The sequence below is a fragment of the Pseudomonas sp. GD04019 genome (assembly GCF_029837695.1).
GTDB lineage: Bacteria > Pseudomonadota > Gammaproteobacteria > Pseudomonadales > Pseudomonadaceae > Aquipseudomonas.
In genome coordinates this window covers 213,288-238,842 of the sequence record NZ_JAOEEA010000008.1, presented here as the reverse complement: position 1 = coordinate 238,842, position 25,555 = coordinate 213,288, and the positions used below count along the sequence as shown (strand labels likewise).

The following is a 25,555-nucleotide window of genomic DNA, read 5'->3' as shown; positions in this document are numbered from 1 at the left end:
TCCTCGATTCACTGGACGGCGACCGTCGTTTCGGTTGCCGTCGGCGGCACCGGCTCGCGCCAGGCCACGGCCAGGCCGTTGGCATAGCGCAGGTCGATGCGCGCGATATTCGCGATCTGCTGCTTGAGCACCTTGTCGTGGATGCCGGCGAACCGGCGCATCTTGTCGACCAGGTGATCCCGGCCCAGGAGGATGTCCACGCCCTGGGCGGTACTGATGAACCAGCTGCCGTGCTCGCGCAGCTCCAGGCTGCTGATGGTGAAACCCATCGGCCGCAGCAACTGGCTGAGCACTTGGTACTGCTGCATCACCTGCTGCTGGGCGCGTTGCGGCCCGGACAGCATCGGCAGGTGTTCGTAATTGGCCGCCTCGCGCGGGGCGAAGGCGCGGCCCTGGTTGTTGAGCAGCGCCTCGTTGCCCCAGCGGGCCACCGGCAGTTGCTCTTCCAGGGTGATCGACACCTGGTCCGGCCACACCCGGCGCACTTCGGCGTGGGCGATCCACGGCATCTGCTCCAGCTCGGCACGCATGCCGGCCAGGTTGATGGTGAAGAAGCTGGCCGAGACGTACGGCGCGATGCGCTCCTGTACGGCCTGCTGGCTGATGTAGCTCAGCTCGCCCTGCACGCTGACCCGAGCAATCGGCCGGTCGGCGTATGGCAGCAGGCGCTGGGCGCCCTCGTAGGTACCGAGGCCCAGGGCCACCAGCAGCAACGGCCAGCCCAGGCGCTTGAGGCCACGGCCGACACCGCCGAAATCCGCCTTCGGCAGGCGTGCGGACAGCGGTGCCTTGGCCACCATCCGGCTCGCGCCACGCGCAGCGATAGGCTGACGCCGGGTGGCGCCTCCTATCGGCTGCGAGTGGTGACGGAGAGTGGCGACCATGACTTAGCCCCTTGCCTCGACGCTGTCGGCCAGGATCGCCAGCACCAGTTGCTGGAAGTCCAGGCCGGCGGCGCGTGCGGCCATCGGTACCAGGCTGTGATCGGTCATGCCCGGCACGGTGTTGACTTCCAGCAGCCAGAACTTGCCGGCGGCGTCCTGCATCACGTCGGCGCGCGCCCAGCCCTGGGTGCCCACGGCCTCACAGGCACGCGCGGTCAGCTCCTTCAGCTCGGCTTCCTTGTCGGCCGACAGGCCGCAGGGAACGCGGTACTGGGTGTCATTGGCCAGGTACTTGGCGTCGTAGTCGTAGAAGCTATGCGGGGTGCCCAGGCCGATGGGCGGCAGCACCTGACCGCGCAGCATGGCCACGGTGTACTCGGGACCGTCGATCATCTGCTCGACCAGCACCTGCGAGTCGTACTGGCTGGCGTCTTTCCACGCCGCGATCAGCGCGTCGACATCAGCGACCTTGGCCATGCCGATACTGGAGCCTTCGTGGGCCGGTTTGACGAACAGCGGGAAACCCAGCTCGGCAGCCGCGGTGCGGCAATCTTCTTCGCAGACCAGGGCGGCGTGGGCCGGCGTCGGCAGATCCAGGCTCAGCCACACGCGCTTGGTGCGCAGCTTGTCCATGGCCAGGGCCGAGGCGAGGATGCCGCTGCCGGTGTAAGGAATGCCGGCGCACTCCAGCAGGCCCTGCATGGCGCCGTCTTCGCCGCCACGGCCGTGCAGCACGATAAAGGCGCGGTCGATCTTCTCGGCCACCAGGCGCTGCAGGAAGTCATCACCCACGTCGATGCCGAAGGCGTCCACACCGGCGCTCTGCAGGGCTTCCAGTACGGCAGCGCCGGACTTCAGCGACACCGCACGCTCGGCGCTCTTGCCGCCGAACAGCACGGCGACGCGGCCGAAGGCCTTGGGATCGAGGGTGGAATGCAGGCTCATTTCGACTCACCTTGAACAGCGAACAGCGGGTGCTTGATCAGTTGTGGGGCTACCCCGCCGATATCGCCGGCGCCCTGGCACAGCAGGATGTCGCCGGCACGCAGCAGCGGCTTGATGATCGGGGCCAGTTCGGTGCCACGCTCGACGTAGATCGGGTCGAGCTGGCCGCGTTGGCGAATGCTGTGGCACAGGTGGCGGCTGTCGGCACCGGGAATCGGCTCCTCGCCGGCCGGGTAGACCTCCATCAGCAGCAGCACGTTGGCGTCGCCCAGCACCTGGACGAAGTCGTCGTACAGGTCACGGGTACGGCTGTAGCGGTGCGGCTGATACAGGATCACCAGGCGACGCTCGGCCCAGCCGCCGCGCACGGCCTTGATCACCGCCGCGACTTCGCGCGGGTGGTGGCCGTAGTCGTCGACCAGCATCACGCTGCCGCCGTCGACCGGCAGTTCGCCGTAGACCTGGAAGCGCCGGCCGACACCCTGGAAGCCGGACAGGCCGGCGACGATGGCGGCATCGTCGATGCCCTCGTCGGTGGCGATGGCGATGGTGGCCAGGGAATTCAGCACGTTGTGGTTGCCCGGCATGTTCACCGACACATCCAGCGGCTCGCGGTCGCGGCGCAACACGGTGAAGAAGGTACGCATGCCTTCCTGGCGCACGTTGATGGCGCGCACGTCGGCGTCCTCGGCGAAGCCGTAGGTCACGGTCGGGCGGGCCACCTGCGGCAGCAGCTCGCGCACCACCGGGTCATCTACGCAGAGCACGGCCAGGCCGTAGAACGGCAGGTTGTGCAGGAATTCGATGAAGGTCTTCTTCAGGACATTGAAGTCGCCGCCGTAGGTGCTCATGTGGTCGGCGTCGATATTGGTGACCACCGAGACCATCGGCTGCAGGTGCAGGAAGCTGGCGTCGCTCTCGTCGGCCTCGGCGATCAGGTAGCGGCTGCTACCGAGCTGGGCGTTGGTGCCTGCAGCGTTCAGGCGGCCGCCGATGACGAAGGTCGGGTCCAGGCCGCCGGCGGCGAATACCGAGGCCAGCAGGCTGGTGGTGGTGGTCTTGCCATGGGTGCCGGCCACGGCCACGCCGTGGCGGTAGCGCATCAGCTCGGCGAGCATCTCGGCGCGCGGCACCACCGGAATGCGGCGTTCCAGGGCGGTGGCGACTTCCGGGTTGCTGGTGTTGACCGCGCTGGATACCACCAGCACGTCGGCCTGCTCGGCGTTCTCGGCACGGTGGCCGATGAAGATGATCGCGCCGAAGCTTTCCAGGCGCTCGGTCACGGCCGAGGCCTTGAGGTCGGAGCCGGAGACTTCGTAGCCCAGGTTGAGCAGCACCTCGGCGATGCCGCACATGCCGGCGCCGCCGATACCGACGAAGTGGATGCGGCGGATGCGGCGCATGCGGCGGATTTCCGAACGGGCAGCAGCGGGAGACTTAGCCACGGGCCACCTCCAGGCAGATTTCGACCACCGTGCGGGTGGCGTCCGGTTTGGCCAGGCTGCGCGCGGTGCGGCCCATGGCCTTGAGTTTTTCGGGATGCATCAGAACCTCGGTCAACTGCGCGGCGAGCTTGTCCGCGTCAGTGGCATGTTGCGGCAGAAGGAAGGCGGCGCCCTCCTTGGCCAGATATTCGGCATTGCGGGTCTGGTGATCGTCGATCGCGTGCGGCAGCGGCACGAGGAACGACGGCAGGCCGGCGGCGGCCAGCTCGCTGACGGTCAGCGCGCCGGCGCGGCAGATCACCAGATCGGCCCAGGCGTAGGCAGCAGCCATGTCCTTGATGAACGGCGCGACCTCGGCTTCGACCGCGGCTTCGCGATAACGCTCCGCGGTGACTTGATCATGTTGCTTGCCGGCCTGGTGGAACACCTGCGGGCGCAGCTCGCCGGCCACTTTGGCCAGGGCCGCGGGCAGCAGTTTGTTCAGCGGCTCGGCACCCAGGCTGCCACCCAGCACCAGCAGGCGCGGCCGGCGTTTGCCCAGGGCATCGCGCGGGGTTTCCAGGAACAACTCCTCGCGCACCGGGTTGCCGGTGGTGCGCAGCTTGTCGCCCTTGCAGAAAGTGTTCGGGAAGGCCTCGCACACACGGCTGGCGAACGGCGCCAGGCTGCGGTTGGCAGTGCCGGCCACAGCATTTTGCTCATGGATCACCAGCGGCGCGCCGTTCATCCGCGCGGCCAGGCCGCCCGGACCGGTGACATAGCCACCCATGCCCAGCACGCAGACCGGCTGCAGCTCGCGCATCACCTTGCGCGCCTGCCACAGCGCGCGGATCAGCTGGAACGGTGCCTTGAGCAGGGACAGCTTGCCCTTGCCGCGCAGGCCGGAAACCTGGATCAGGTGCAGCGGCAGCTCGGCCGCCGGCACCAGTTCGTTCTCGATGCCACGCGGGGTGCCCAGCCAGTGCACGGAATAGCCACGCGCCTTGAACTCGCGGGCGCAGGCCAGGGCCGGGAACACGTGGCCGCCAGTGCCGCCAGCCATGATCAGGACATTACCGCGCATGGCCGGCCTCCTCGCTGTCGAAGAAGTCCGACTCGGTGAACTCCACTTCCTCGCTGCCCAGTTGGGTGCGACGCTCCCACTCGATGCGCAGGAGCATGGCCAGGCTGACGCAGCAGATGATCAGCGAGCTGCCGCCATAGCTGAGGAACGGCAGCGTCAGACCCTTGGTCGGCAGCAGGCCGACGTTCACGCCGATGTTGATCAGCACCTGGCCGATCCACTGCATGGCGATGCCGTAGGCCACGTAGGCGGAGAACAGCTGCTTGGCCTTCTCCGCCCACAGGCCGATGTACAGGGCGCGTACGGCGACGAAGACGAACAGACCGACGGTGGCCAGCGCGCCGACCATGCCCAGTTCCTCGGCCAGCACGGCGAAGACGAAGTCGGTGTGCGCTTCCGGCAGGTAGAACTGCTTCTGGATGCTGTTGCCTAGGCCCACGCCGAGCCATTCGCCACGGCCGAAGGCGATCAGCGCCTGGCTCAGCTGGTAGCCGGCGCCGTACTGGTCGGCCCAGGGGTCGACGAAGTTGGTCAGGCGCTCCAGGCGGTAGGCCTGGCTGGTCATCACCAGCACGCCGAGGCCGAGCACCACGCCGGCCAGCGGAATGAAACGCACCAGGTTGATGCCGCCGAGGAACAGCATGGCGATGCAGGAACCGAACAGCACCACGGTGGCGCCGAAGTCCGGTTCGGCCAGCAGCAGCACGGCCATCGGCCCGAGCACCAGCATCGGCTTGAGGAAGCCGGAGAGCTTCTCGCGTACTTCTTCCTGGCGACGCACCAGGTAGCCGGCGATGAACACCAGGGTGAACAGCTTGGCCAGTTCGGACGGCTGCAGATTGAACAGGCCGAAGCCGATCCAGCGCTTGGCGCCGTTCACTTCACGACCGATGCCCGGTAGCAATACCAGCACCAGCAGGACGAAGGCGACGATCAGCAGGCTGCCGCCGAAACGCTGCCACAGCGACATCGGGATCAGCAGGGTGAGCAGCGCGGCGGAGATGCCCAAGCCGAGGTAAATCAGGTGGCGGATCATGTGGTACAGCGGGTTGCCGGACATGGCCGCGGCCACTTCCGAACTGGCCGAGGTGATCATCACCAGGCCCAGGCCGAGCAGGGCCAGGCAACCGGCCAGCAGCGGGAAGTCGAGGTCGATGCCGCGACGGGTGCGCAGCGGCGACGGGGCGGCGAGCAGGCGGGCCAGCAGGGTCATTGCAGGCCCTCCGCCGCCTGGGCGAACAGACGCCCACGCTCTTCGAAGTTCTTGAACATGTCCAGGCTGGCGCAGGCCGGCGACAGCAGCACGGCGTCGCCCGACTGGGCCAGCTCGGCGGCGCGCTGCACCGCTTCTTCCAGAGTCTTCACCCGCACCAGCGGCGCGGCATCGCCCAGGGCGGTGGCAAGCAGATCGGCATCACGACCGATCAGCACCACGGCGCGGCAGAACTTGGCCACCGGCGCTTTCAGCGCGGAGAAGTCGGCACCCTTGCCGTCGCCACCGGCGATCAGCACCAGCTTGCCGGTAATGTCTGCGCCCAGGCCCTCGATGGCGGCCAGGGCGGCGCCGACGTTGGTGGCCTTGGAGTCGTCGTAGTAGCCCACGCCGCGCAGCTCGCGCACCCACTGGCAGCGGTGCGGCAGGCCGGCGAAGCTACGCAGGGTCTGCAGCATGGCCTCGAACGGCAGGCCGACGGCATGACCGAGAGCCAAAGCCGCCAGGGCATTGGACTGGTTGTGCGCGCCGCGAATCTTCAGTTCGGCAGTCGGCATCAGCGTCTCGAACTGGAAGGCCAGCTGCTTCTCGCCGCCCTCTTCGATCAGGCCGAAGCGCTTGAAGTCGGGTTTGCCCAGGCCGAAGGACCAGCACGGCACCTGGTCGGCGATCAGCGGACGCGACAGGGCGTCGTCACGATTCACCACCACTTGGCGCGCCCCACGGAAGATCCGGTGCTTGGCCAGGTGGTACTGGGCCATGCCGTCGTAGCGATCCATGTGGTCTTCGCTGATGTTCAGGCAGGTGGCGACCTCGGCGCCCAGGCGCTCGGTGGTCTCCAGCTGGAAGCTGGACAGCTCGAGCACATACAGCTCGACGTCATCGCTCAGCAGGTCCAGCGCCGGCGTGCCGATATTGCCGCCGACGGCGACCTTGCGCCCGGCCGCCGCAGCCATCTCGCCGACCAGGGTGGTGACGGTGCTCTTGGCGTTGGAGCCGGTGATGGCGACGATCGGCGCCTTGGCATAGCGGGTGAACAGGTCGATATCGCCGGACATCTTCACGCCACGGGCGGCCACCTCACGCAGCGCCGGGGTAGCCAGGGCCAGGCCGGGGCTCACGTACAGCTCCGAGGCGCGGCACAGGAAGTCCACGTCCAACTCGCCGCAGCGTACTTCCACTTGCGGGTAGTCGCGCTGCAGGGTCGCCAGCTCCGGCGGGTTCGCGCGGGTGTCGGCCACGGCGAAGCGCACGCCCTGCTGCGCGAGGAAGCGCACCAGAGACATGCCGCTCTTGCCGAGGCCGACAACGATGCGGAACTGGTCGGAAGCGATCAGCGACACTCTCTATTACCTCAGTTTCAACGTAGCCAGGCCGACCAGCACCAGGATCACGGTGATGATCCAGAAGCGCACGATCACGCGCGGCTCCGGCCAGCCTTTGAGTTCGAAGTGGTGGTGGATAGGCGCCATGCGGAACACGCGCTTGCCGGTCAGCTTGAAGCTGGCGACCTGGATCATCACCGACAGGGTTTCCATGACGAACACGCCGCCCATGATGAACAGCACGATCTCCTGGCGGACGATCACGGCGATGGTGCCCAGCGCGGCGCCAAGGGCCAGCGCACCCACATCGCCCATAAAGACCTGGGCCGGGTAGGTGTTGAACCACAGGAAGCCGAGACCGGCACCGACCAGCGCGGCGCAGAACACGATCAGCTCACCGGCGCCCGGCACGTAGGGAATCAGCAGGTATTCGGCGAATTTGATGTTGCCTGACAGGTAGCAGAAGATCGCCAGCGCGCCGGCCACCATCACGGTCGGCAGGATGGCCAGGCCGTCGAGGCCGTCGGTCAGGTTCACCGCGTTGCTGGTGCCGACGATGACGAAATAGGTCAGCACCACGAAGCCCACGCCCAGCGGAATGGCCACATCCTTGAGCATCGGCACGATCAGGGTGGTTTCCACCGGGCTCTGCGCGGTCATATAGAGGAAGACGGCGGCGGCCAGGCCGAATACCGACTGCCAGAAATACTTCCAGCGGCTCGGCAGGCCGCGCGAGTTCTTCTCGATCACCTTGCGGTAGTCGTCGACCCAGCCGATGGCGCCGAACAGCAGGGTCACGGCCAGGACGGTCCACACGTAGCGGTTGGTCAGGTCGGCCCAGAGCAGGGTGCTGACGGCGATGGCGGTGAGGATCAGCGCGCCACCCATGGTCGGCGTGCCCTTCTTCGACAAGTGCGACTGCGGACCGTCGTTGCGCACGGCCTGGCCGATCTGGCGGATCTGCAGGGTGCGGATCATCCACGGGCCCAGCCACAGCGACATCGCCAGCGCGGTGAGCACGCCGAGGATTCCGCGCAGGGTGAGGTACTGGACCACCCCGAAGCCGGTGTAGAACTGTTGCAGGTACTCGGCCAGCAGCAGCAGCATGATTAGTGAGCCTCCCCCGATGCCCGTTGCAGCAACGCGTCGACGATTCGTTCCATCGCCGCGCTGCGCGAGCCTTTAATTAGAATGGTGGTGTCGCCCGACTCGAGGCGAAGCGCTTCGATCAGGCTGGCTTGATCGGCGAAATGGCGGCCATTGGCACCGTAAGCAGCGACGGCATGCGCCATCAGCGGGCCCACGGCATAGAGCGCATCGACCTTGCCGGCGGCATGGGCGCCGACGTCGCGATGGCCCCGCTCGGCCCATTCGCCCAACTCGCCCATATCTCCCAGCACCAGGACGGTGCGGCCGGAGAAGGCGGCGAGTATATCCACTGCCGCGCACATGGACAGCGGGTTGGCGTTGTAGCTGTCGTCGATGACCCGCACGCCGTTCGGCGCCAGGTCAGCCACGGCGCGGCCCTTGACCGGTTGCAGCGCTTCCAGGCCCTGCTTGATCCCGACCAGCGGCACACCGAGGGCGTAAGCAGCGGCGGCGGCGGCCAGGGAATTGGCCACGCTGTGCTCGCCGAGCAGATTGAGCTGGATGCGCGCCTCGCCGGCAGCGCCAGCCAGAGCGAAGCCGGCGCAGCCGCGGGCATCACGCCACAGCTCGCTGGCATGCACATCGGCCGCCTGGTCGCGCAGGGCGAAGCTCAGCACCCGGCGGCCCTTGGCACGGGCCTGCCAGGTGGCGAAGGCCTTGTCGTCGCGATTGAGCACGGCCACACCGTCGCCGGCCAGGCCTTCGAGAATCTCGCCCTTGGCCTCGACAATCTTCTCCGGCCCGCCGAACTCGCCGACATGGGCCAGACCGGCGTTGGTGATGATCGCCACCTGCGGTTTGGTCAGGTCGACGGTATAGGCGATCTCGCCGACATGGTTGGCGCCCAGTTCGATCACCGCGCCGACGTGCTCCGGAGCCAGCTCCAGCAGGGTCAGCGGCGCGCCGAGGTCGTTGTTCAGGTTGCCACGGGTGGCCAGCACCGGGCCGCTCAGGCCGGCACGCAGGATGCTGGCGAGCATCTCCTTGACCGTGGTCTTGCCGCTGGAGCCGGTGACGGCAGCCAGCGGCTTGTCAAAGGCTGCGCGATTGAGCCCGCCGAGTTGACCCAGGGCGATGCGGGTATCGGCAACCACCAGCTGCGGCAGCGGGGCATCGGCGATTTCACGCTGCACCAGGGCGGCGACGGCGCCTTTGGCGGCGACTTCGGCCAGGTAGTTGTGGCCGTCGAAGTTCGGCCCGACCAGGGCAATGAACAGCTGGCCGCTGGCGATCTTGCGGCTATCGGTGGACACGGCGGAAAACGCCACATCGGCGCCCACCACGTAGGCATCCAGCGCCGGGGCCACTTCGCTAAGCAGCAATGGCTTAAGCATGGGCGGCCTCCCAGGCCTGCAGAGCCTTGGCGGTCTCAATCAGGTCGGAGAAGGCATGGCGAGTGCCGGCGATCTCCTGGTAATCCTCGTGACCCTTGCCGGCCAGCAGCACCACATCGCCCACCTGGGCGGTGGCGATCAGGCGGGCGATGGCATCGCCGCGACCATGGACGAACTCGGCCGCCTCGGGCTTGGCGAAACCGGCGCGAATGTCAGCCAGTATCTGCGCCGGGTCTTCGCTGCGCGGGTTGTCGTCGGTGACCAGGACCGCGTCGGCCAGGCGCTCGGCCACGGCGGCCATCAGCGGGCGCTTGCCGCGGTCGCGGTCGCCGCCGCAGCCGAACAGGCACAGCAGGCGGCCGGTGACGTGCGGGCGCAGGGCCTCCAGCACTTTTTCCAGCGCATCCGGGGTATGGGCGTAGTCGACCACCACCAGCGGCAGCTGCTGACCACCGAAGCGCTGCATACGGCCCACCGGGCCGTGCAGCTGCGGCAGCACGCGAAGGATTTCGTCCAGGCCGTAGTTCAGGCCGAGCAATGCGCCGACCACGGCCAGCAGGTTGCTCAGGTTGAAGCGACCGAGCAGCGGGCTGCGCAGATGACCTTCGCCCTGGGGAGTGATTAAGCTGGCCTGCACGCCGTGATCGTCGAACCGGGCCTCGCGGCAGAACAGGTAGGCGGAAGCATCGCTCAGGCTGTAGCCGATCAAGCGCGACTCGCGCTCTTCGCTCGCCAGTTGGCGGCCGAAGTCGTCGTCCAGGTTGATCACCCGGCACTTCAGTTCCGGCCAGGCGAACAGCTTGGCCTTGGCCGCGCCGTAAGCTTCCATCGAGCCGTGATAATCGAGGTGATCGCGGGACAGGTTGGTGTAAACCGCCACGTCGAAGTCCAGGGCCGCCACACGACCCTGATCCAGGCCGTGGGACGACACTTCCATGGCCACGGCGCGAGCGCCGGCCTGCTTCAGGTCGGCCAGGGTGGCCTGCACGGCGATCGGGTCCGGCGTGGTGTGGCGGCCGCTCTGCAGCGCATCGAAGAAGCCGGTGCCGAGGGTACCGACGATGCCGCAGCGCTCGCCCAACAGGTCCAGGGCCTGGGCCAGCAACTGGCTGACGCTGGTCTTGCCGTTGGTGCCGGTAACGCCGACCAGGCGCACGCCACGGCTCGGTTCGCCATAGAAGCGTCCGGCGATGGCCGACAACTGGCCGGCCAGACCCTTGATCGGCACCAGCTCGGCGCTGCTCGCGCTCATGGCGGTGGCGCCTTCAGCCTCATAGGCCACGGCAGTGGCCCCGCGGGCGATGGCATCGGCGATATGCGCGCGACCGTCCTGGGCTAGGCCGGGTACGGCGAGGAACAGGTCGCCCGGGCGCACCTTGCGGCTGTCCAGGGTCAGTTCACGGATCAGGGTGGCGCCGCTTGCCTGCGGCAGCAGTTGATTGAGGGGCATGGGCATCAGATTCGCCCTCCCGGATTGGCGGCCGCGTCGGCAGTCTGCGGCTGCGGCTGCGGCGCCGCAGCCGGATCGACTGGCGGCGGCAGGTTGTCTGGAGTGATGTTCATCAGGCGCAGGGAGCCGGCCATCACCTTGCTGAACACCGGTGCGGAGACCAGGCCACCGTAGTAGCCGCCCTTGCTCGGCTCGTCGATCACCACCATCAGGGCGATGCGCGGGTTGGAGCTGGGCGCGAAGCCGGCGAACATCGAGCGGTAAGCGTTCTCGGTGTAACCCTTGGTACCGACGCTAGCCTTGCGCGCGGTGCCGCTCTTGCCGGACACGTGATAACCCGGCACCTGGGCACGGAATACCCCACGCGGCGCCTCGACCACCTGCTGCAGCATGGCTTGCAGGTTCTTGGCCACTTCCGGCGGCACCACCTGGGCACCGACCGGCTTGTTGTCCACGCGAGTCATCGACAGCGGCAGCACCTGACCGTTGTTGGCCAGGGTGGCGTAGGCGTGAGCCATCTGGATGGCGGTCACCGACACGCCATAGCCGTACGACAGGGTCGCGGTCTCGGCCTTGCGCCACTCGCGATGGCTGGGCAGCTCGCCGACACGTTCCCCCGGGAAGCCGAGACCAGTGTCCTGGCCGAAGCCGACCTTGCTCATCATGTCGTGAATGGTCGCGCCGCCAATATCGAAGGCGATCTTGCTCATGCCGACGTTGGACGAGTTGATCAGGATGCCGGTCAGGTCGAGGATCGGCCCCTGGGTCTTGGACACATCCTTGATGGTGTAGCGCCCGATCTGCAGCGAGCCCGGGTAGACCTCGACTTTATCTTCCGGCTTCCAGCGCCCGGTCTGCAGGGCGGCGGCCATGGAGATCGGCTTGACGGTGGAGCCGGGCTCGAACACGTCGATCATGGCGCGGTTGCGCATGGCGGCCGGCTGCAGGTTGCGGCGGTTGTTCGGGTTGTAGGACGGCTGATTGACCATGGCGAGGATCTCGCCGGTCTTCACATCGATCATCACCAGGCTGCCGGCCTTGGCACCCTGCTCGATCAGCGCGTTGCGCAGCTCGCGGTGGGCCAGGTACTGCAGGCGCAGGTCGATGGACAGCGCCAGGGCCTTGCCGGCCTTGGCGTTCTGCGCCACCTGGACATCCTTGATCAGGCGACCGCGACGATCCTTGAGCACCTGGCGCTTGCCCGGCACACCGGCCAGCCAGTCTTCGAAGGCCAGCTCGACGCCCTCGCGACCACGGTCGTCGACGTCGGTGAAGCCGACCACATGGGCGGTCACTTCGCCAGCCGGGTAGAAGCGGCGGAATTCTTCCAGGCCGTACACGCCCGGCACCTTGAGATCGAGGATGCGCTGGCCCTGCTCGGGGGTCAGGCCGCGCACCAGGTACATGAACTCGCGCTCCTTGGCCTGCTGCAGACGCTGGGCGAAGGCCTGTGGCTCCTGACCCAGGGCGGTGGCCAGATCGCTCCAGCGCTGCGGCGCCTTGGCCAGCTCCTTGCCGTTGGCCCACAAGGTGGTCACCGGGGTGCTGACGGCCAGCGGCTCGCCGTTGCGGTCGGTGATCAGGCCGCGGTGCGCCGGAATCGGGATATGCCGCACGCTGCGCGCGTCGCCGTGGGCCTGGAGGAAGTCGTGGTCGATCACGTGCAGGTCGACGATGCGCCAGACGATGGCGCCGACCATCAGCGCCAGCAGGACCAGCACCAGGCGGAAGCGCCAGGGATAGAGAGCGCCTTCGAGGCCGATCATGGCGCCACCATCTGGACTTCGGTGGGCTCGGGAATGCGCATCTTCAGTTGACCGGCGGCCAGGGTCTCGATGCGGCTGTGCGCGGTCCAGGTGCTCTGTTCCAGCACCAGACGGCCCCACTCGGCCTGCACCTTGTCGCGCACGCTGAGCTCGGCATAAAGAGCATTGAGCAGCTGACGATTCCAGTGCGCGCTATAGGACACGGCGATAGCCGACAGCAGCACGCCACCGAACAGCAGCGCCAGCAGCAGGCTGCCGGGCGGCAGGGGCTTGGCGTACAGGCGGCTCAACGCAGCTTCTCCGCCACGCGCATCACCGCGCTGCGCGAGCGCGGGTTGGCTTTCAGCTCCGCCTCGCCGGCGTAGATCGGCTTGCCCAGCAGCTTCAGGCGCGGTTCGAACGCCTTGGGGATGATCGGCAGGTCGCGCGGCAGGTTGTCCGCCTCGCCCTTGGCCTGGCGCTTCATGAACTGTTTAACGATGCGGTCTTCCAGCGAATGGAAGCTGATCACCACCAGGCGACCGCCCACTGCCAGCGACTCGAGGGCCGCATCGAGGCCACGCTCGAGATCGCCCAGCTCGTTGTTGACGTGGATACGCAGGCCTTGGAAGGCACGGGTCGCCGGGTTCTTGCCCTTTTCCCAGGCAGGATTGGCCTCGGTCAGCACGGCTGCCAGATCGGCGGTGCGCTCGAATGGCTTCTGCTCGCGACGCTCGACCACGGCGCGAGCCATGCGCTTGGCGAAGCGCTCCTCGCCGTATTCCTTGAATACCCGGGCGATCTCGTCGGCGCTGGCGGTGGCGATGAACTGGGCGGCGCTGACGCCGGCATCCGGATTCATGCGCATGTCCAGCGGGCCATCGTTGAGGAAGCTGAAACCACGCTCGGCGTCGTCCAGCTGCGGCGAGGACACGCCGAGGTCTAGCAGCAGGCCGTCGACCTTGCCGACCAGGCCGCGGGCGGCAGCCTCTTCGCCGAGGTCGGCGAAGCTGCGCTGTACAACGACGAAGCGGCCGTCTTCGGCCGCCAGTGCATTTCCGCTTGCGATTGCCAGTGGGTCCTTGTCGAACCCGAGCAACCGGCCCTCTGGACCGAGCCTTTCGAGGATCAGCCGGCTATGCCCGCCCCTCCCGAAAGTGCCATCCAGGTAGCAGCCATCGGCGCGCACGGCGAGGGCCTCGACGGCCTCGTCGAGCAGCACGGTGATGTGGCGGAAGCTGCTGGTCGTGGTCACAGGATCAGGTCGCGCAGGTCATCCGGCAGAGCGCCGGGTTGTTTGATGGCGGCCAGGTCGGCATCGGCAAGTGCGTTCCAGGCATCCTCGTTCCACAGTTGGAATTTGTTCAGTTGGCCGACCAGCATCGCGTGCTTATCCAGCCCCGCGTGCGCGCGCAGACGCGGCGGCACGAGGAAGCGGCCGCTGCCGTCCAACTCGATATCCACGGCGTTGCCGATCAGCAGGCGTTGTAGGCGGCGGGTTTCTTCACGCAGGGAAGGCAGGTCGCGGAGCTTGGCTTCGATCAGCTCCCACTCTGGCAGGGGATAAACACACAGGCAGGGGTCTACGGCATCGATGGTGACGATGAGCTGGCCAGCACAACGCGAAACGAGCTCGTCACGATACCGGCTCGGCATCGCGAGTCGCCCTTTGGCGTCGAGACTGATGGCGTTAGCTCCACGAAACAAGGCTGCGCTTCCCCACTGTTATTAGCTTTCCGTGCCCTTATGACCCACTTTTTTCCACTTTGTGCCACTTCGGCACACTATAGGAATGCGCACACCCTAGCGTCAAGGCGCGCAAACTAGGAAAAATCCTTATGGGACGGTGATTTAGCGAACTTAGCGGGGCTTTTTCAGCAACAAAACAGAGGTATTTCGGAGGCGAAATTCTTCAAGCTCATGAAGCTAAACTTCGAACTTAAAGTGATTTCTTAAGAGTAAGAATTTTTCGGTATTGAGGGGCGAAGCAGATAGAAGAAAGGAGGAGAGTCGATCTGTAAGCCGGGTTCTGTCGAGGACAGTCATTCCTCTACGACGTACATCACTGCACGCCTCTAGCAACCTACCCGGTTCCAGCGCGGGCCACGCCGATGGAACCCTATTTGGTCTTGCTCCGAGTGGGGTTTGCCTAGCCACGGACTGTTACCAGCCGTGCGGTGCGCTCTTACCGCACCTTTTCACCCTTACCGGCGCCGAAACGCTTAGGCGGTTATTTTCTGTGGCACTTTCCGTAGGCTCGCGCCTCCCAGGCGTTACCTGGCACTCCGCCCTATGGAGCCCGGACTTTCCTCCCCCCTCAATAAAGAAGGCGGCGACTGTCCGATCGACTCTCCGCCGCCAAGGGTAGCGATCCAGGCGACTCAGGACAAGCTCAAGCGTCTTTATGCCGATCGAGAGCAACCTGGTACAGCAGGTTCTTGCGCACTCCGGTGATCTCCGCTGCCAGCGCCGCCGCGCGCTTGAGCGGCAGTTCGGCAAGCAGCAGATCAAGCACACGCAAGGCCTCGCCACTCACCGCCTCGTCGCCCTCCGGCGCCTGCCAGCCGGCGACCAGAATCACGCACTCACCGCGCTGCTGATTGCTATCCGCCGTCACCCAGTCGTGCAGCTCACCCAGCGGCAGGCCCTTGAGGGTCTCGAAGGTCTTGGTCAGCTCGCGTCCCAGCACCGCCAGGCGATCCGCACCGAAGATGTCGCGCATATCGGCGAGGGATTCGAGCAGGCGATGCGGCGCCTCGTAATAGATAAGCGTGCGACCATCCTCCCTGACCTGCTCCAGACGCGAGCGGCGCCCGACCGTCTTGGCCGGCAGAAAACCCTCGAAACTGAAACGATCGGACGGCAGCCCCGCCGCCGACAACGCGGCGATCAGCGCGCATGCCCCCGGCACCGGCACCACGCGAATGCCGGCGGCACGCGCGGCGCGCACCAGATGAAAGCCCGGATCTGAGATCAGCGGCGTGCCGGCATCGGAGATCAGCGCCACATCCTCGCCCGCCTGTAAACGGGCGAGGAAACGCCCACCCTGATCGCGCTCATTGTGCTCGTGGCAGGCCGCTAGCGGCGTGGCGATACCGAAGTGCTGCAGCAGGCGCACCGAATGCCGGGTGTCCTCGGCGGCGATCAGCGCCACTTGACCTAGGATGCGCAGCGCCCGCGCACTGATGTCGTCCAGATTGCCGATAGGCGTGGCGACCACGTACAGCGTGCCGGCGGCGGCAGGAACAGCGGAAGCACTCACGGGCGCACCTCGATTGCGGAAAGCGCGCATTGTAGCCCGTTTCCAGGCACCAACATCGCGCCTGCCGCGGGGCTTGGGTACAATCCCGCCTTCTTTCTGATCAGTACCAGGAACGTATTAGATGATCGCCTGCCTGCGCCCGCTCTCCGCCCTCTGCCTTGCCGGCCTCCTGGCCGCCTGCGCCGGTTCGCCCTCGTCCAGCCTGGGCGAGCTGCCGCGCACACCTCAGGCCAGCATCGACCAGTTGCTGCAGCAAGCCAGCACCAGCGAGCCGGAGCAAGCCGCCCTGCTGCGCCTGGCGGCCGCCGACCAGGCCTATCGCCAGCAGGACATCGGGCGCGCCACACGCATCCTCGATGAAATCTCGCTGGATGGCCTGAAGCCGGCCCAGCAAGTGTTCGCCGCCACCCTCGATGCCGAACTGGCCATGGCCCGCAACAAACCGAAGAGCGCCCTCAAGGCCCTGCAGCACCCGAGCCTGGAGCGCCTGGCGGAGCTGCCGGTGGAGCAGCAGATCCGCACCCAGCTGGTCCAGGCCCGCGCTCTGGAAGCCGATGGCCAGACCCTGGCTGCCGCCCGCGAACGCGTGTTCATCGCTCCGCTGCTCAGCGGTGAAGCGGCCAACGCCAACCATCAGGCGATCTGGACCCTGGTCTCCAGCCTGCCCCAGAGCCAGCTGATCAGCTCCGGCGACAGCGATCTGGACGGCTGGCTGAGCCTGGCCCTGGCCACCAAGAGCGCCGGCACCCCGGACCAGCAACTGGCCGCCATCGATGGCTGGAAGAACCAGCACCCGCAGCACCCAGCCGCGGAGCAGCTGCCGCAGGCGCTGGGCAAGCTGAAGGAACTGGCCGGCCAGCCGCTGCAGAAGATCGCCCTGCTGCTGCCGCAGGAAGGCCAGCTGGCCTCGGTGGCCCGAGCCCTGCGCGACGGTTTCCTAGCCGCCCACTACCAGGCCCAACAGGCCGGGCAGAACCCGCCGGAAATCCTGCTCTACGACAGCTCGCGCCTGTCCTCGCTGGACGACTTCTACCGCCAGGCTCAGGCCGACGGCGCGCAACTGGTTGTCGGCCCGCTGGAGAAACCGCTGGTCAAGCAACTCAGCGAACGTCCGCAGCTGCCGCTGACCACCCTGGCCCTGAACTACAGCGACGCCGGACGCGAAGCACCGGCCCAGCTATTCCAGTTCGGCCTGGCCGCCGAAGACGAGGCCCGCGAAGTCGCGCGCCGCGCCTGGGCGGATGGCATGCGCAGCGCCGTGGCCCTGGTGCCGAGTGGCGAGTGGGGTAACCGTGTGCTGGCCGCCTTCCAGCAGAGCTGGCAGGCCGCCGGCGGCAACCTGATCGCCGCCGAGCATGTCGACCAGCCGGTGGAGCTGGCCCAGCAGATCGCCGACCTACTCCAGCTGCGCCAGAGCGAAGCCCGCGCCAAGCGCCTGCAGAACACCCTGGGCACCCAGCTGGCCGCCCTGCCGGCGCGCCGCCAGGACATCGACTTCATCTTCCTCGCCGCCACCCCGCAGCAGGCCCAGCAGATCAAACCGACTCTGGCCTTCCAGTACGCCGGCGACCTACCGGTATACGCCACCTCGCACCTCTACACCGGCGGGCAGAACCCGGCGCAATACCAGGACCTGGAAGGCATCCGCTTCTGCGAAACCCCATGGCTGCTGGACAGCAACGACGCCCTGCGCCAGCAGGTCGACCAGCAATGGCCGCAAGCCGCCGGCAGCCTCGGTCGCCTGTACGCCATGGGCGTAGACGCCTTCCGCCTGGCCCCGCGACTGAGCCAGCTCAAGGCCCTGCCGGATAGCCAGGTCGAAGGCCTTTCCGGCAACCTCAGCCTGAACCAGGCCCAGCGCATCGAGCGCCAGCTGCCCTGGGCCGAGTTCCGCAACGGCCAGGTCCAGCGCCTGCCGGACAGCCTCAATTAATTCGCGCCAGGACAGCGGTCGCGCCGCCGAGAACCTGGCGCGCGACCACCTGCAGCAACAGGGCCTGCGCCTGCTGGCGCAGAACTGGAGCTGCCGCGGCGGCGAGCTCGATCTGGTCATGCTCGACGGCGATACAGTAGTATTCGTCGAAGTCCGCTACCGCAAGCACGCCGCCTGGGGCGGCGCGCTGGAAAGCGTCGACGCCCGCAAGCGCCAGCGCCTGGCTCTCGCCGCCGAACTGTTCCTGCAGCGCGAGAATCGCTGGGGCAAGCAGCCCTGCCGCTTCGACGTGGTGGCTATAGGCCCTGGCGATTCCGGACTGAACTGGCTACGCAACGCTTTCGAAACGTGAATAGGCCCGATCAAGAATTTCAAGTCGACCCGCGGCGCCGTCTTCGGGTACAACCCCGCTCATCGCGCGCCACGGCGACTTTCGCCATTTCCGGCTGTCTCAGCCAGCACACCTAAGGTTCCATCCCATGGATATGCAAAACCGCATTCGCCAGATGTTCCAGGCCAGCATCGACACCAAACAGCAGGCCATGGAAGTGCTGGTACCCTTCATCGAGCACGGCAGCCAGGTCATGGTTCATTCGCTGCTCAACGAGGGCAAGATCCTCACCTGCGGCAACGGCGGCTCGGCCGGCGATGCCCAGCACTTCTCCTCCGAGCTGCTCAACCGCTTCGAACGCGAGCGCCCCAGCCTGCCGGCCATCGCCCTGACCACCGACAGCTCGACCATCACCTCGATCGCCAACGACTACAGCTACAACGAGGTGTTCTCCAAGCAGATCCGCGCCCTCGGTCAGCCCGGCGACGTGCTACTGGCGATCTCCACCAGTGGCAACTCGGCCAACGTGATCCAGGCCATCCAGGCCGCTCACGACCGCGAGATGGTGGTCGTGGCCCTGACCGGCCGCGACGGTGGCGGCATGGCCTCGCTGCTGCTGCCGGAGGACGTCGAGATCCGCGTGCCCTCCAAGGTCACCGCGCGCATCCAGGAAGTGCACCTGCTCGCCATCCATTGCCTGTGCGACCTGATTGATCGTCAACTGTTCGGGAGTGAAGAATGACCCGCAATGCCCTGATTCTCGCCACTCTCGCCCTGGGCCTGGCCCTCGGCGGCTGCAGCAACCGCAGCATCGGCAACAAGATCGACGACCAGTTCCTCGAGCCCAACGTGGCCAGCGCCGTGTCGCGCTCGCATCCGGACCTGACCGGCCCGACTTCGCACATCGTGGTCACCAGCTACAACGGCGTGATCCTGCTGGCCGGCCAGACTCCGCGCGCAGACCTGAAAGAGAAAGCAGGTCAGGCCGCCAACGGCGTACAGGGCGTGAAGAAACTGCACAACGAGATCCAGGTACTGCAGCCCACCAGCGCCCTGGCCCGCAGCAACGACGCGCTGATCACCAGCAAGATCAAGACCATGATGCTGGCCGACAGCAAGGTGCCGAGCGCCAAGGTCAAGGTGGTGACCGAGAATGGCGTCGTCTACCTGCTCGGCCTGGTGACCCGGGCCGAAGGCGGCGCCGCCACCAACGTGGTGTCGAGCGTGTCCGGCGTGCAGAAGATCGTCACCCTGTACCAGTACACCAACTGAGCCGGCGACAGGCGATGCCACGGCAAGCCAGCTTGCCGCGAACATGAAAAAGGCGATCCTCGGATCGCCTTTTTTATTGCTACTTGACCACCTTCAGACTGGGCCGCCCGCTGGGCCGTGGCGGCTCACCACCGGACGGACCGTCATCATCGGGCTCCGGCCCTTCCTCCTCGTCATCGTCGACCGGTGGCTCCAGCTCGAAGACCATGCCCTGGCCGTTCTCCCGCGCATAGATCGCCAGCATGGCGCCGGACGGCACGAACAGCGAGTGCGCCACGCCACCGAAACGCCCCTCGAAGCTGACCGCCTCGTTGTCCATGTGCAGGTTGCGCACGGCACTGGGCGACACGTTGAGGACGATCTGCCCATCGTTGGCGTAGCCGGCCGGCACGCGCACACCGGGGAACTCGGCATTCACCAGCAGGTGCGGGGTGCAGTCGTTGTCGACTATCCACTCGTACAGGGCACGTACCAGGTAGGGGCGACTGGAGTTCATCTCGGCCTCCTCGGCTCAGCGCATATCGCGCTCGACGGTGGATAGACTGGCCTGGAAGGCCTCGCTGGCGAATACCCGCTCCATATAGTCCAGCAGCGGCTTGGCCGGGCGCGGCAGCTCGATGCCCAGCTTCGGCAGACGCCACAGGATCGGCAGCAGGCAACAGTCCACCAGACTCAGCTCGTCACTGAGGAAGAACGGCTTGTCGGCGAACAGCGGCGACACGCCGGTCAGGCTCTCGCGCAGCTCCTTGCGCGCCACGGCCCGGTCCGCTTCCTTGGTGCGCGCGTCGAGAATCTGGTCGACCAGCTTGCACCAGTCGCGCTGGATGCGGTGCATCAGCAGGCGGCTCTTGGCCCGGTCCACCGGATACACCGGCAGCAGCGGCGGATGCGGATAGCGCTCGTCGAGATACTCCATCACCACGGTGGATTCGTACAAGGCCAGGTCACGATCGACCAGGGTCGGTACGCCGCCATAGGGGTTGGCCTCAGCCAGCTTGGGCGGGCAACGCCCGGCCTGGACATCGATGATCTCGGCGCTTACGCCCTTCTCGGCCAGCACCAGTCGCACGCGATGGGAATAGTGGTCGGCAGGGTCGGAATAACAGGCCAGCTTATTGGTCGCGGCCATGGCGCCCCTCACTTTTCGAAATGGCAGAAACAGAAAAACGCACGCGCCCTTGAGGGGCGCGTGCGTTTACAGCGGTGACGCAGTGTATCAGTGCACGTCCTTCCAGTATTCGCGCTTCAGCAGGTAGGCGAACACGAAGAAGAAGGCCAGGTACAGCAGGACATAGGTACCGATGCGCTGGCTTTCCAGCTTGACCGGGTTGGCCGAGTAGGCGAGGAAGGTCACCAGGTTATGGACCTTCTCGTCGAACTCAGCCTCGGTCAGCGTGCCGGTCTTCGGCACGATGGTCAGCTGGTCGCAGGCCTCGTGGGTGATCGGCGCGCCGGTCAGCGGGTCGTACTGCTTCTTGCCTTCCTCGACCACCTGAACCTGCTTGCAACCGATGACCTGGCGGCCTTGCAGGCCGACCAGCACGTTGGGCATACCGACGTTCGGGAACACCTTGTTGTTGGCACCCAGCGGACGAGTCGGGTCCTCGTAGAAGGTGCGCAGGTAGGTGTACAGCCAGTCGGCGCCGCGTACGCGGGCAACCAGGGTCAGGTCGGGCGGCGCAGCGCCGAACCAGGCCTTGGCATCTTCCGGCTTCATGCCGATCTTCATGTGGTCGCCGATCTTGGCACCGGTGAACACCAGGTTTTCCAGCATCAGTTCGTGCGGGATGCCGATGTCATCGGCAACGCGCTCGTAGCGCTGGAACTTGGCGCTGTGGCAGCCCATGCAGTAGTTGGCGAAGGTACGCGCGCCATCCTGCAGGGCAGCCTTGTCGGTCAGGTCGAGGTCAACCTTGTCCAGCTCGACGCCATGGCCGCCAGCGGCAAAGGAGAAGGCCGGCAGTGCAGCGATAACAAATGCAGCAAATAGCTTTTTCATCAGCCAGTCACCCTTTCCGGAACCGGTTTAGTCTTCTCCATCCGGGTGTAGAACGGCATCAGGATGAAGTAGGCGAAATACAGCGCGGTGCAGATCTGCGACAGCAGGGTACGGCCCGGAGTCGGTGCCAGTACGCCCAGCACGCCGAGGATCACGAAGGACACGCAGAACACCAGCAGCCAGACCTTGCTCAGCCAGCCCTTGTAGCGCATCGACTTGACCGGGCTACGGTCGAGCCAAGGCAGGACGAACAGCACGGCGATGGCGGCGCCCATGGCGATCACGCCCAGCAGCTTGTCCGGTACGGCGCGCAGGATGGCGTAGAAGGGGGTGAAGTACCACACCGGAGCGATGTGCTCGGGGGTCTTGAACGGGTTGGCCTGCTCGAAGTTCGGCTTCTCGAGGAAGTAACCACCCATCTCCGGGAAGAAGAACACGATGGCGCAGAAGACGAACAGGAAGACCACCACGCCGACAATGTCTTTCACAGTGTAGTAGGGATGGAACGCGATGCCGTCGAGCGGCACGCCGTTCTCGTCCTTGTTCTTCTTGATGTCGACGCCGTCCGGGTTGTTCGAACCGACTTCGTGCAGCGCCAGGATGTGCAGCACGACCAGGCCGAGCAGGACGATCGGCAGGGCGATCACGTGCAGCGCGAAGAAGCGGTTCAGGGTGATGCCGGAGATCAGGTAGTCACCACGGATCCACTGGGTCAGGTCATCGCCGATCACCGGGATGGCACCGAACAGCGAGATGATCACCTGGGCGCCCCAGTAGGACATCTGACCCCACGGCAGCAGGTAGCCCATGAAGGCTTCCGCCATCAGGCACAGGTAGATCAGCATGCCGAAGATCCACACCAGCTCACGTGGCTTCTGGTAGGAGCCGTAGAGCAGACCGCGGAACATGTGCAGGTAGACCACCACGAAGAACGCGGAGGCACCGGTGGAGTGCAGGTAGCGGATGATCCAGCCGAACTCCACGTCGCGCATGATGTACTCGACGGAAGCGAAGGCTTCCTCGGCGGACGGCGTGAAGCTCATGGTCAGCCAGATACCGGTGAGGATCTGATTGACCAGCACCAGCAGTGCCAGCGAGCCGAAGAAGTAGAAGAAGTTGAAGTTCTTCGGAGCGTAATACTTGCTCAGATGGTCTTCCCACATCTTGGTCGCGGGGAAGCGCGCATCGACCCAGGCCATGAATTTTTCCATCATGCTTTCTCCTGGTCCACGCCGATGACGATGACTTCATCGGACTCGTAGGAATGCGGCGGAACCGGCAGGTTCAGCGGCGCGGGCTGGGCCTTGTAGACGCGACCGGCGAGGTCGTAGCGCGAACCGTGGCAGGGGCAGAAATAGCCACCGACCCACTCCGGACCGAGATCGGCCGGTGCCACTTCCGGGCGGAAGGACGGCGAGCAGCCCAGGTGGGTGCACAGACCGACCAACACCAGGATTTCCGGCTTGATCGCGCGAGTCTTCTTGTCGACGTATTCCGGCTGCACGGAGGCGGCGGATTCCGGGTCGGCAACGCTGCCGTCGATCTTGGTCAGGTTGGCCAGGATCTCCTCGGTACGACGCACGATGAATACCGGCTGACCGCGCCATTCGGCGATCATCTGCTGGCCAGGTTCGACCTTGGCGATATTCACTTTCACCGGTGCACCGGCCGCTTTGGCCTTGGCACTGGGGAACCATGACCCCACGAACGGGGTCGCAGCACCCACCGCTCCGGCAGCACCTACCACCGAAGTGGCCGCCACCAGGAAGCGACGCCGGCCTGCATTCACGCCGTCATTGCTCATTCAGTCGTCTCCCATCAGCTTTGTGGCCTGTGGTCAGGCCTCTACTAAGTAATAAATCGGGCCGCACAAAATTTGCCGAATGGTAAAGAAAAGCCCCTTTTCTGACAAGGTAATTACCGGATACAAATTGGTCGCAGGCCTTGCAGACCGGGCTTTCCACCAATGCGACAGGTTGTCGCAGAGTAAAAACAGGCAGCAATAAAAAACGCCCAGCTCCGAAGAGTCTGGGCGTCTTTGAACGTAGCAGCGAATTAACGCTTCGAGTACTGCGGACGCTTACGCGCTTTGCGCAGACCGACTTTCTTACGTTCTACTTCGCGAGCATCGCGAGTCACGAAGCCGGCTTTGCGCAGGGCAGGACGCAGGCCTTCGTCGTAGTCCATCAGGGCACGAGTGATGCCGTGACGGATCGCACCAGCCTGACCGCTGACACCACCACCGAGAACGGTGACGTAGATGTCGAACTTCTCGGTGGTTTCGGTCAGCTCAAGCGGCTGACGCACGACCATGCGAGCGGTTTCGCGACCGAAGAAAGTTTCCAGGGTGCGGTTGTTGATGGAGATCTTGCCAGTGCCCGGACGCAGGAATACGCGTGCGGTAGCGGTCTTGCGACGGCCAGTGCCGTAATTTTGAGTCGCCGACATAATGAACTATTCCGTTAAATCTTCAGTTCTTGGGGCTGCTGAGCGGTGTGCGGGTGAACGGCACCCTTGTACACCTTCAGCTTGCGATACATGTCGCGACCCAGCGGATTCTTCGGCAGCATGCCCTTGACCGCGGTCTCGATCACGCGCTCGGGGGCCTTGGCGATCAGCTTCTCGAAGCTGATTTCCTTGATGCCACCCGGGAAACCGGAGTGCGAGTAGTACATCTTGTCGGAGGTCTTGGCGCCAGTTACACGCACCTGCTCGGCATTGATCACGACGATGTAGTCGCCGGTATCAACGTGCGGGGTGTATTCCGGCTTGTGCTTGCCGCGCAGACGGCTCGCGATTTCGGTGGCCAGACGACCCAGGGTCTGACCTGCAGCGTCGACGACGTACCAGTCGCGCTTAACAGTTTCCGGTTTTGCAGTAAAAGTCTTCATTCGCTATAGCCTCAGGGGCCGCCCTGAAAATAAGACGGCGGATCTTACTGAATAGTGCTTGCTTTGACAAGGTCAAAGACAGCCGGAAACAGACGCTGTCGGGGGCTCGGGTCAGCGCGTCCGCCACGGCGGGGTTTCGGTGGGCTAGGCATCCCCACCTTCCTTCTCGTACGGGCTAGGCATCCCCGCCGAGAAAGCCGCGGAATTATGCCGATTGCTGCGAAAATAGCAACCTGCTTTATGCTGGGCGCTCCCGCTTGAACCAAGGAGCCGCACATGGAATACCGTCAACTGGGCCGCAGCGACCTTAGCGTCAGCGCACTGTGCCTGGGCAGCATGACCTGGGGCGAGCAGAACAGCGAGGCCGATGGCTTCGGCCAGATCGATCGTGCCCGCGCCGCCGGGATCAATTTCCTCGATACCGCCGAGATGTACCCGGTGCCGCCGCGTAGCAATACCTATGGCGCCACGGAACGCATCATCGGCAACTACTTCAAGGCTCGCGGCAACCGTGCCGACTGGATCCTGGCCAGCAAGGTGGCCGGCCCCGGCAATGGCATCGACTACATCCGCGGCGGCCAGCTCAAGCACAACCGCGCGCATATCAGCGCCGCCGTCGACGACAGCCTGAAGCGCCTGCAGACCGACTGGATCGACCTGTACCAGCTGCACTGGCCGGAGCGCAGCACCAACTTCTTCGGCCAGCTCGGCTATCGCCATCAGGAGCAGGGCTTCACCCCGCTGCAGGAAATCCTCGAAGCCCTCGGTGAGCAGATCGCGGCCGGCAAGATCCGCCATATCGGCCTGTCCAATGAAACGCCCTGGGGCACCATGAAGTTCCTGCAACTGGCCGACAGCCTGGGCCTGGCTCGCATGGTGTCGATCCAGAACCCCTACAACCTGCTCAACCGCAGCTTCGAGGTGGGCCTGGCGGAAGTGGCGATCCGCGAGCAGTGCGGCCTACTGGCTTACTCGCCGCTGGCGTTCGGCATGCTCTCCGGCAAATACGCCAACGGCGCCCGTCCGGCCAACGCGAGGATCACCCTGTTCAGCCGTTTCTCGCGCTACACCAACCCGCAAGCCCAGGCCGCCTGCGACCGTTACGTGCAGCTGGCCCGCGAGCACGGTCTGGACCCGGCGCAGATGGCGCTGGCCTTCGTCACCCGCCAACCCTTCGTCACCAGCAACATCATCGGCGCCACTAGCCCGGAGCAGCTGGAGAGCAACCTGGACAGCATCGATCTCCGGCTCTCGGCAGAGGTTCTGGAGGGCATCGAGGCCATCCAACGCGAGCAACCCAACCCGGCGCCCTGA

26 protein-coding genes and 1 other RNA gene are annotated in these 25,555 nt (G+C 65.7%); 5 read left to right on the top strand and 22 right to left on the bottom strand.

Annotated features, from left to right (window positions below):
- Window positions 1-8: 8 nt before the first annotated feature.
- From N7607_RS14610 to rsmI, 15 genes are all read right to left on the bottom strand, one after another.
- Window positions 9-884, bottom strand: coding sequence for a cell division protein FtsQ/DivIB (locus tag N7607_RS14610; RefSeq protein WP_279866169.1), 876 nt, complete (start codon window positions 882-884; stop codon window positions 9-11).
- Between the two features lie 3 nt (window positions 885-887).
- The gene (locus N7607_RS14605) at window positions 888-1,829 is read right to left on the bottom strand and encodes a D-alanine--D-alanine ligase (protein WP_279866170.1); all 942 of its coding nucleotides are present in this window, start codon (window positions 1,827-1,829) and stop codon (window positions 888-890) included.
- The gene (gene murC / locus N7607_RS14600; protein WP_279866301.1) at window positions 1,826-3,232 is read right to left on the bottom strand and encodes a UDP-N-acetylmuramate--L-alanine ligase; all 1,407 of its coding nucleotides are present in this window, start codon (window positions 3,230-3,232) and stop codon (window positions 1,826-1,828) included. The genes N7607_RS14605 and murC overlap by 4 nt, the downstream gene beginning before the upstream one ends.
- A gap of 34 nt (window positions 3,233-3,266) precedes the next feature.
- A complete protein-coding gene (gene murG / locus N7607_RS14595) occupies window positions 3,267-4,337 on the bottom strand; it encodes an undecaprenyldiphospho-muramoylpentapeptide beta-N-acetylglucosaminyltransferase (RefSeq protein ID WP_279866172.1) in 1,071 nt (356 codons plus the stop codon).
- Window positions 4,327-5,544 carry a putative lipid II flippase FtsW gene (ftsW, locus tag N7607_RS14590; protein WP_279866302.1) on the bottom strand — a complete coding sequence of 406 codons (1,218 nt, stop codon included), beginning with the start codon at window positions 5,542-5,544 and terminating at the stop codon, window positions 4,327-4,329. Before ftsW ends, murG begins: the two co-directional genes overlap by 11 nt.
- A 2-nt stretch (window positions 5,545-5,546) precedes the next feature.
- Window positions 5,547-6,893 carry a UDP-N-acetylmuramoyl-L-alanine--D-glutamate ligase gene (gene murD / locus N7607_RS14585; protein WP_279866174.1) on the bottom strand — a complete coding sequence of 449 codons (1,347 nt, stop codon included), beginning with the start codon at window positions 6,891-6,893 and terminating at the stop codon, window positions 5,547-5,549.
- A 6-nt stretch (window positions 6,894-6,899) separates the two neighbouring features.
- Window positions 6,900-7,982, bottom strand: coding sequence for a phospho-N-acetylmuramoyl-pentapeptide-transferase (mraY, locus tag N7607_RS14580; RefSeq protein ID WP_279866176.1), 1,083 nt, complete (start codon window positions 7,980-7,982; stop codon window positions 6,900-6,902).
- A gap of 2 nt (window positions 7,983-7,984) precedes the next feature.
- Entirely contained in the window at window positions 7,985-9,358 is a 1,374-nt protein-coding gene (gene murF / locus N7607_RS14575) for a UDP-N-acetylmuramoyl-tripeptide--D-alanyl-D-alanine ligase (protein WP_279866178.1), read from the bottom strand.
- Window positions 9,351-10,814, bottom strand: coding sequence for a UDP-N-acetylmuramoyl-L-alanyl-D-glutamate--2,6-diaminopimelate ligase (locus N7607_RS14570; RefSeq protein ID WP_279866180.1), 1,464 nt, complete (start codon window positions 10,812-10,814; stop codon window positions 9,351-9,353). Before N7607_RS14570 ends, murF begins: the two co-directional genes overlap by 8 nt.
- Window positions 10,814-12,574 carry a penicillin-binding protein 2 gene (locus tag N7607_RS14565; protein WP_279866182.1) on the bottom strand — a complete coding sequence of 587 codons (1,761 nt, stop codon included), beginning with the start codon at window positions 12,572-12,574 and terminating at the stop codon, window positions 10,814-10,816. Before N7607_RS14565 ends, N7607_RS14570 begins: the two co-directional genes overlap by 1 nt.
- On the bottom strand, window positions 12,571-12,864 hold the full coding sequence (gene ftsL, locus N7607_RS14560) for a cell division protein FtsL (protein WP_279866184.1): 294 nt from the start codon (window positions 12,862-12,864) through the stop codon (window positions 12,571-12,573). The genes N7607_RS14565 and ftsL overlap by 4 nt, the downstream gene beginning before the upstream one ends.
- Window positions 12,861-13,808, bottom strand: a complete 948-nt coding sequence (rsmH, locus tag N7607_RS14555; protein ID WP_279866185.1) for a 16S rRNA (cytosine(1402)-N(4))-methyltransferase RsmH — start codon at window positions 13,806-13,808, stop codon at window positions 12,861-12,863. Before rsmH ends, ftsL begins: the two co-directional genes overlap by 4 nt.
- Window positions 13,805-14,260: a division/cell wall cluster transcriptional repressor MraZ gene (gene mraZ, locus N7607_RS14550; RefSeq protein WP_137974911.1), complete on the bottom strand. Its 456-nt coding sequence runs from the start codon at window positions 14,258-14,260 to the stop codon at window positions 13,805-13,807. The genes rsmH and mraZ overlap by 4 nt, the downstream gene beginning before the upstream one ends.
- Window positions 14,261-14,555: 295 nt before the next feature.
- Window positions 14,556-14,905: RNase P RNA component class A (gene rnpB / locus N7607_RS14545), an RNA gene on the bottom strand.
- 40 nt (window positions 14,906-14,945) lie between these two features.
- On the bottom strand, window positions 14,946-15,845 hold the full coding sequence (gene rsmI / locus N7607_RS14540) for a 16S rRNA (cytidine(1402)-2'-O)-methyltransferase (protein ID WP_279866186.1): 900 nt from the start codon (window positions 15,843-15,845) through the stop codon (window positions 14,946-14,948).
- A 91-nt stretch (window positions 15,846-15,936) separates the two neighbouring features.
- Between rsmI and N7607_RS14535 the strand changes: the two genes are divergently transcribed.
- The 4 genes from N7607_RS14535 (at window position 15,937) to N7607_RS14520 (ending at window position 19,351) form a co-directional block, all read left to right on the top strand.
- Window positions 15,937-17,748, top strand: coding sequence for a penicillin-binding protein activator (locus tag N7607_RS14535; RefSeq protein ID WP_279866187.1), 1,812 nt, complete (start codon window positions 15,937-15,939; stop codon window positions 17,746-17,748).
- Window positions 17,744-18,100 carry a YraN family protein gene (locus N7607_RS14530; RefSeq protein ID WP_279866303.1) on the top strand — a complete coding sequence of 119 codons (357 nt, stop codon included), beginning with the start codon at window positions 17,744-17,746 and terminating at the stop codon, window positions 18,098-18,100. Before N7607_RS14535 ends, N7607_RS14530 begins: the two co-directional genes overlap by 5 nt.
- A gap of 127 nt (window positions 18,101-18,227) precedes the next feature.
- Window positions 18,228-18,821 (top strand): phosphoheptose isomerase, encoded by a 594-nt coding sequence (locus tag N7607_RS14525; RefSeq protein WP_137974915.1) that lies wholly within the window; start codon window positions 18,228-18,230, stop codon window positions 18,819-18,821.
- A complete protein-coding gene (locus N7607_RS14520) occupies window positions 18,818-19,351 on the top strand; it encodes a BON domain-containing protein (RefSeq protein WP_279866189.1) in 534 nt (177 codons plus the stop codon). The genes N7607_RS14525 and N7607_RS14520 overlap by 4 nt, the downstream gene beginning before the upstream one ends.
- A gap of 79 nt (window positions 19,352-19,430) precedes the next feature.
- On the opposite strand, the gene N7607_RS14515 is transcribed toward N7607_RS14520, so the two are convergent.
- The 7 genes from N7607_RS14515 to rplM all read right to left on the bottom strand — a co-directional run bounded on the left by N7607_RS14515 (window position 19,431) and on the right by rplM (window position 24,241).
- On the bottom strand, window positions 19,431-19,847 hold the full coding sequence (locus N7607_RS14515; RefSeq protein ID WP_192400274.1) for a ClpXP protease specificity-enhancing factor: 417 nt from the start codon (window positions 19,845-19,847) through the stop codon (window positions 19,431-19,433).
- A 15-nt stretch (window positions 19,848-19,862) separates the two neighbouring features.
- Window positions 19,863-20,480: a glutathione S-transferase N-terminal domain-containing protein gene (locus N7607_RS14510; RefSeq protein ID WP_279866193.1), complete on the bottom strand. Its 618-nt coding sequence runs from the start codon at window positions 20,478-20,480 to the stop codon at window positions 19,863-19,865.
- 87 nt (window positions 20,481-20,567) lie between these two features.
- Complete coding sequence (locus N7607_RS14505) at window positions 20,568-21,350, bottom strand: cytochrome c1 (protein ID WP_279866195.1); 783 nt, start codon at window positions 21,348-21,350, stop codon at window positions 20,568-20,570.
- The gene (locus tag N7607_RS14500) at window positions 21,350-22,561 is read right to left on the bottom strand and encodes a cytochrome bc complex cytochrome b subunit (protein ID WP_279866304.1); all 1,212 of its coding nucleotides are present in this window, start codon (window positions 22,559-22,561) and stop codon (window positions 21,350-21,352) included. The genes N7607_RS14505 and N7607_RS14500 overlap by 1 nt, the downstream gene beginning before the upstream one ends.
- Window positions 22,561-23,154 carry a ubiquinol-cytochrome c reductase iron-sulfur subunit gene (petA, locus tag N7607_RS14495; protein WP_192400271.1) on the bottom strand — a complete coding sequence of 198 codons (594 nt, stop codon included), beginning with the start codon at window positions 23,152-23,154 and terminating at the stop codon, window positions 22,561-22,563. Before petA ends, N7607_RS14500 begins: the two co-directional genes overlap by 1 nt.
- A 251-nt stretch (window positions 23,155-23,405) precedes the next feature.
- A complete protein-coding gene (gene rpsI, locus N7607_RS14490; RefSeq protein WP_192400270.1) occupies window positions 23,406-23,798 on the bottom strand; it encodes a 30S ribosomal protein S9 in 393 nt (130 codons plus the stop codon).
- 14 nt (window positions 23,799-23,812) lie between these two features.
- The gene (rplM, locus tag N7607_RS14485; protein ID WP_137974922.1) at window positions 23,813-24,241 is read right to left on the bottom strand and encodes a 50S ribosomal protein L13; all 429 of its coding nucleotides are present in this window, start codon (window positions 24,239-24,241) and stop codon (window positions 23,813-23,815) included.
- A gap of 276 nt (window positions 24,242-24,517) precedes the next feature.
- Here rplM and N7607_RS14480 point away from each other — a divergent pair, with 276 nt between their 5' ends.
- Window positions 24,518-25,555, top strand: coding sequence for an NADP(H)-dependent aldo-keto reductase (locus N7607_RS14480; RefSeq protein WP_279866197.1), 1,038 nt, complete (start codon window positions 24,518-24,520; stop codon window positions 25,553-25,555).

Coding starts and splice junctions, on each gene's coding strand:
- N7607_RS14610 (WP_279866169.1), bottom strand. CDS start 884: ATGGTCGCCACTCTCCGTCACCACTCGCAGCCGATAGGAGGCGCCACC.
- N7607_RS14605 (WP_279866170.1), bottom strand. CDS start 1,829: ATGAGCCTGCATTCCACCCTCGATCCCAAGGCCTTCGGCCGCGTCGCC.
- murC (WP_279866301.1), bottom strand. CDS start 3,232: ATGCGCCGCATCCGCCGCATCCACTTCGTCGGTATCGGCGGCGCCGGC.
- murG (WP_279866172.1), bottom strand. CDS start 4,337: ATGCGCGGTAATGTCCTGATCATGGCTGGCGGCACTGGCGGCCACGTG.
- mraY (WP_279866176.1), bottom strand. CDS start 7,982: ATGCTGCTGCTGCTGGCCGAGTACCTGCAACAGTTCTACACCGGCTTC.
- murF (WP_279866178.1), bottom strand. CDS start 9,358: ATGCTTAAGCCATTGCTGCTTAGCGAAGTGGCCCCGGCGCTGGATGCC.
- N7607_RS14570 (WP_279866180.1), bottom strand. CDS start 10,814: ATGCCCATGCCCCTCAATCAACTGCTGCCGCAGGCAAGCGGCGCCACC.
- N7607_RS14565 (WP_279866182.1), bottom strand. CDS start 12,574: ATGATCGGCCTCGAAGGCGCTCTCTATCCCTGGCGCTTCCGCCTGGTG.
- rsmI (WP_279866186.1), bottom strand. CDS start 15,845: ATGCGCGCTTTCCGCAATCGAGGTGCGCCCGTGAGTGCTTCCGCTGTT.
- N7607_RS14535 (WP_279866187.1), top strand. CDS start 15,937: ATGATCGCCTGCCTGCGCCCGCTCTCCGCCCTCTGCCTTGCCGGCCTC.
- N7607_RS14525 (WP_137974915.1), top strand. CDS start 18,228: ATGGATATGCAAAACCGCATTCGCCAGATGTTCCAGGCCAGCATCGAC.
- N7607_RS14520 (WP_279866189.1), top strand. CDS start 18,818: ATGACCCGCAATGCCCTGATTCTCGCCACTCTCGCCCTGGGCCTGGCC.
- N7607_RS14515 (WP_192400274.1), bottom strand. CDS start 19,847: ATGAACTCCAGTCGCCCCTACCTGGTACGTGCCCTGTACGAGTGGATA.
- N7607_RS14510 (WP_279866193.1), bottom strand. CDS start 20,480: ATGGCCGCGACCAATAAGCTGGCCTGTTATTCCGACCCTGCCGACCAC.
- N7607_RS14505 (WP_279866195.1), bottom strand. CDS start 21,350: ATGAAAAAGCTATTTGCTGCATTTGTTATCGCTGCACTGCCGGCCTTC.
- N7607_RS14500 (WP_279866304.1), bottom strand. CDS start 22,561: ATGGAAAAATTCATGGCCTGGGTCGATGCGCGCTTCCCCGCGACCAAG.
- petA (WP_192400271.1), bottom strand. CDS start 23,154: ATGAGCAATGACGGCGTGAATGCAGGCCGGCGTCGCTTCCTGGTGGCG.
- rpsI (WP_192400270.1), bottom strand. CDS start 23,798: ATGTCGGCGACTCAAAATTACGGCACTGGCCGTCGCAAGACCGCTACC.
- rplM (WP_137974922.1), bottom strand. CDS start 24,241: ATGAAGACTTTTACTGCAAAACCGGAAACTGTTAAGCGCGACTGGTAC.
- N7607_RS14480 (WP_279866197.1), top strand. CDS start 24,518: ATGGAATACCGTCAACTGGGCCGCAGCGACCTTAGCGTCAGCGCACTG.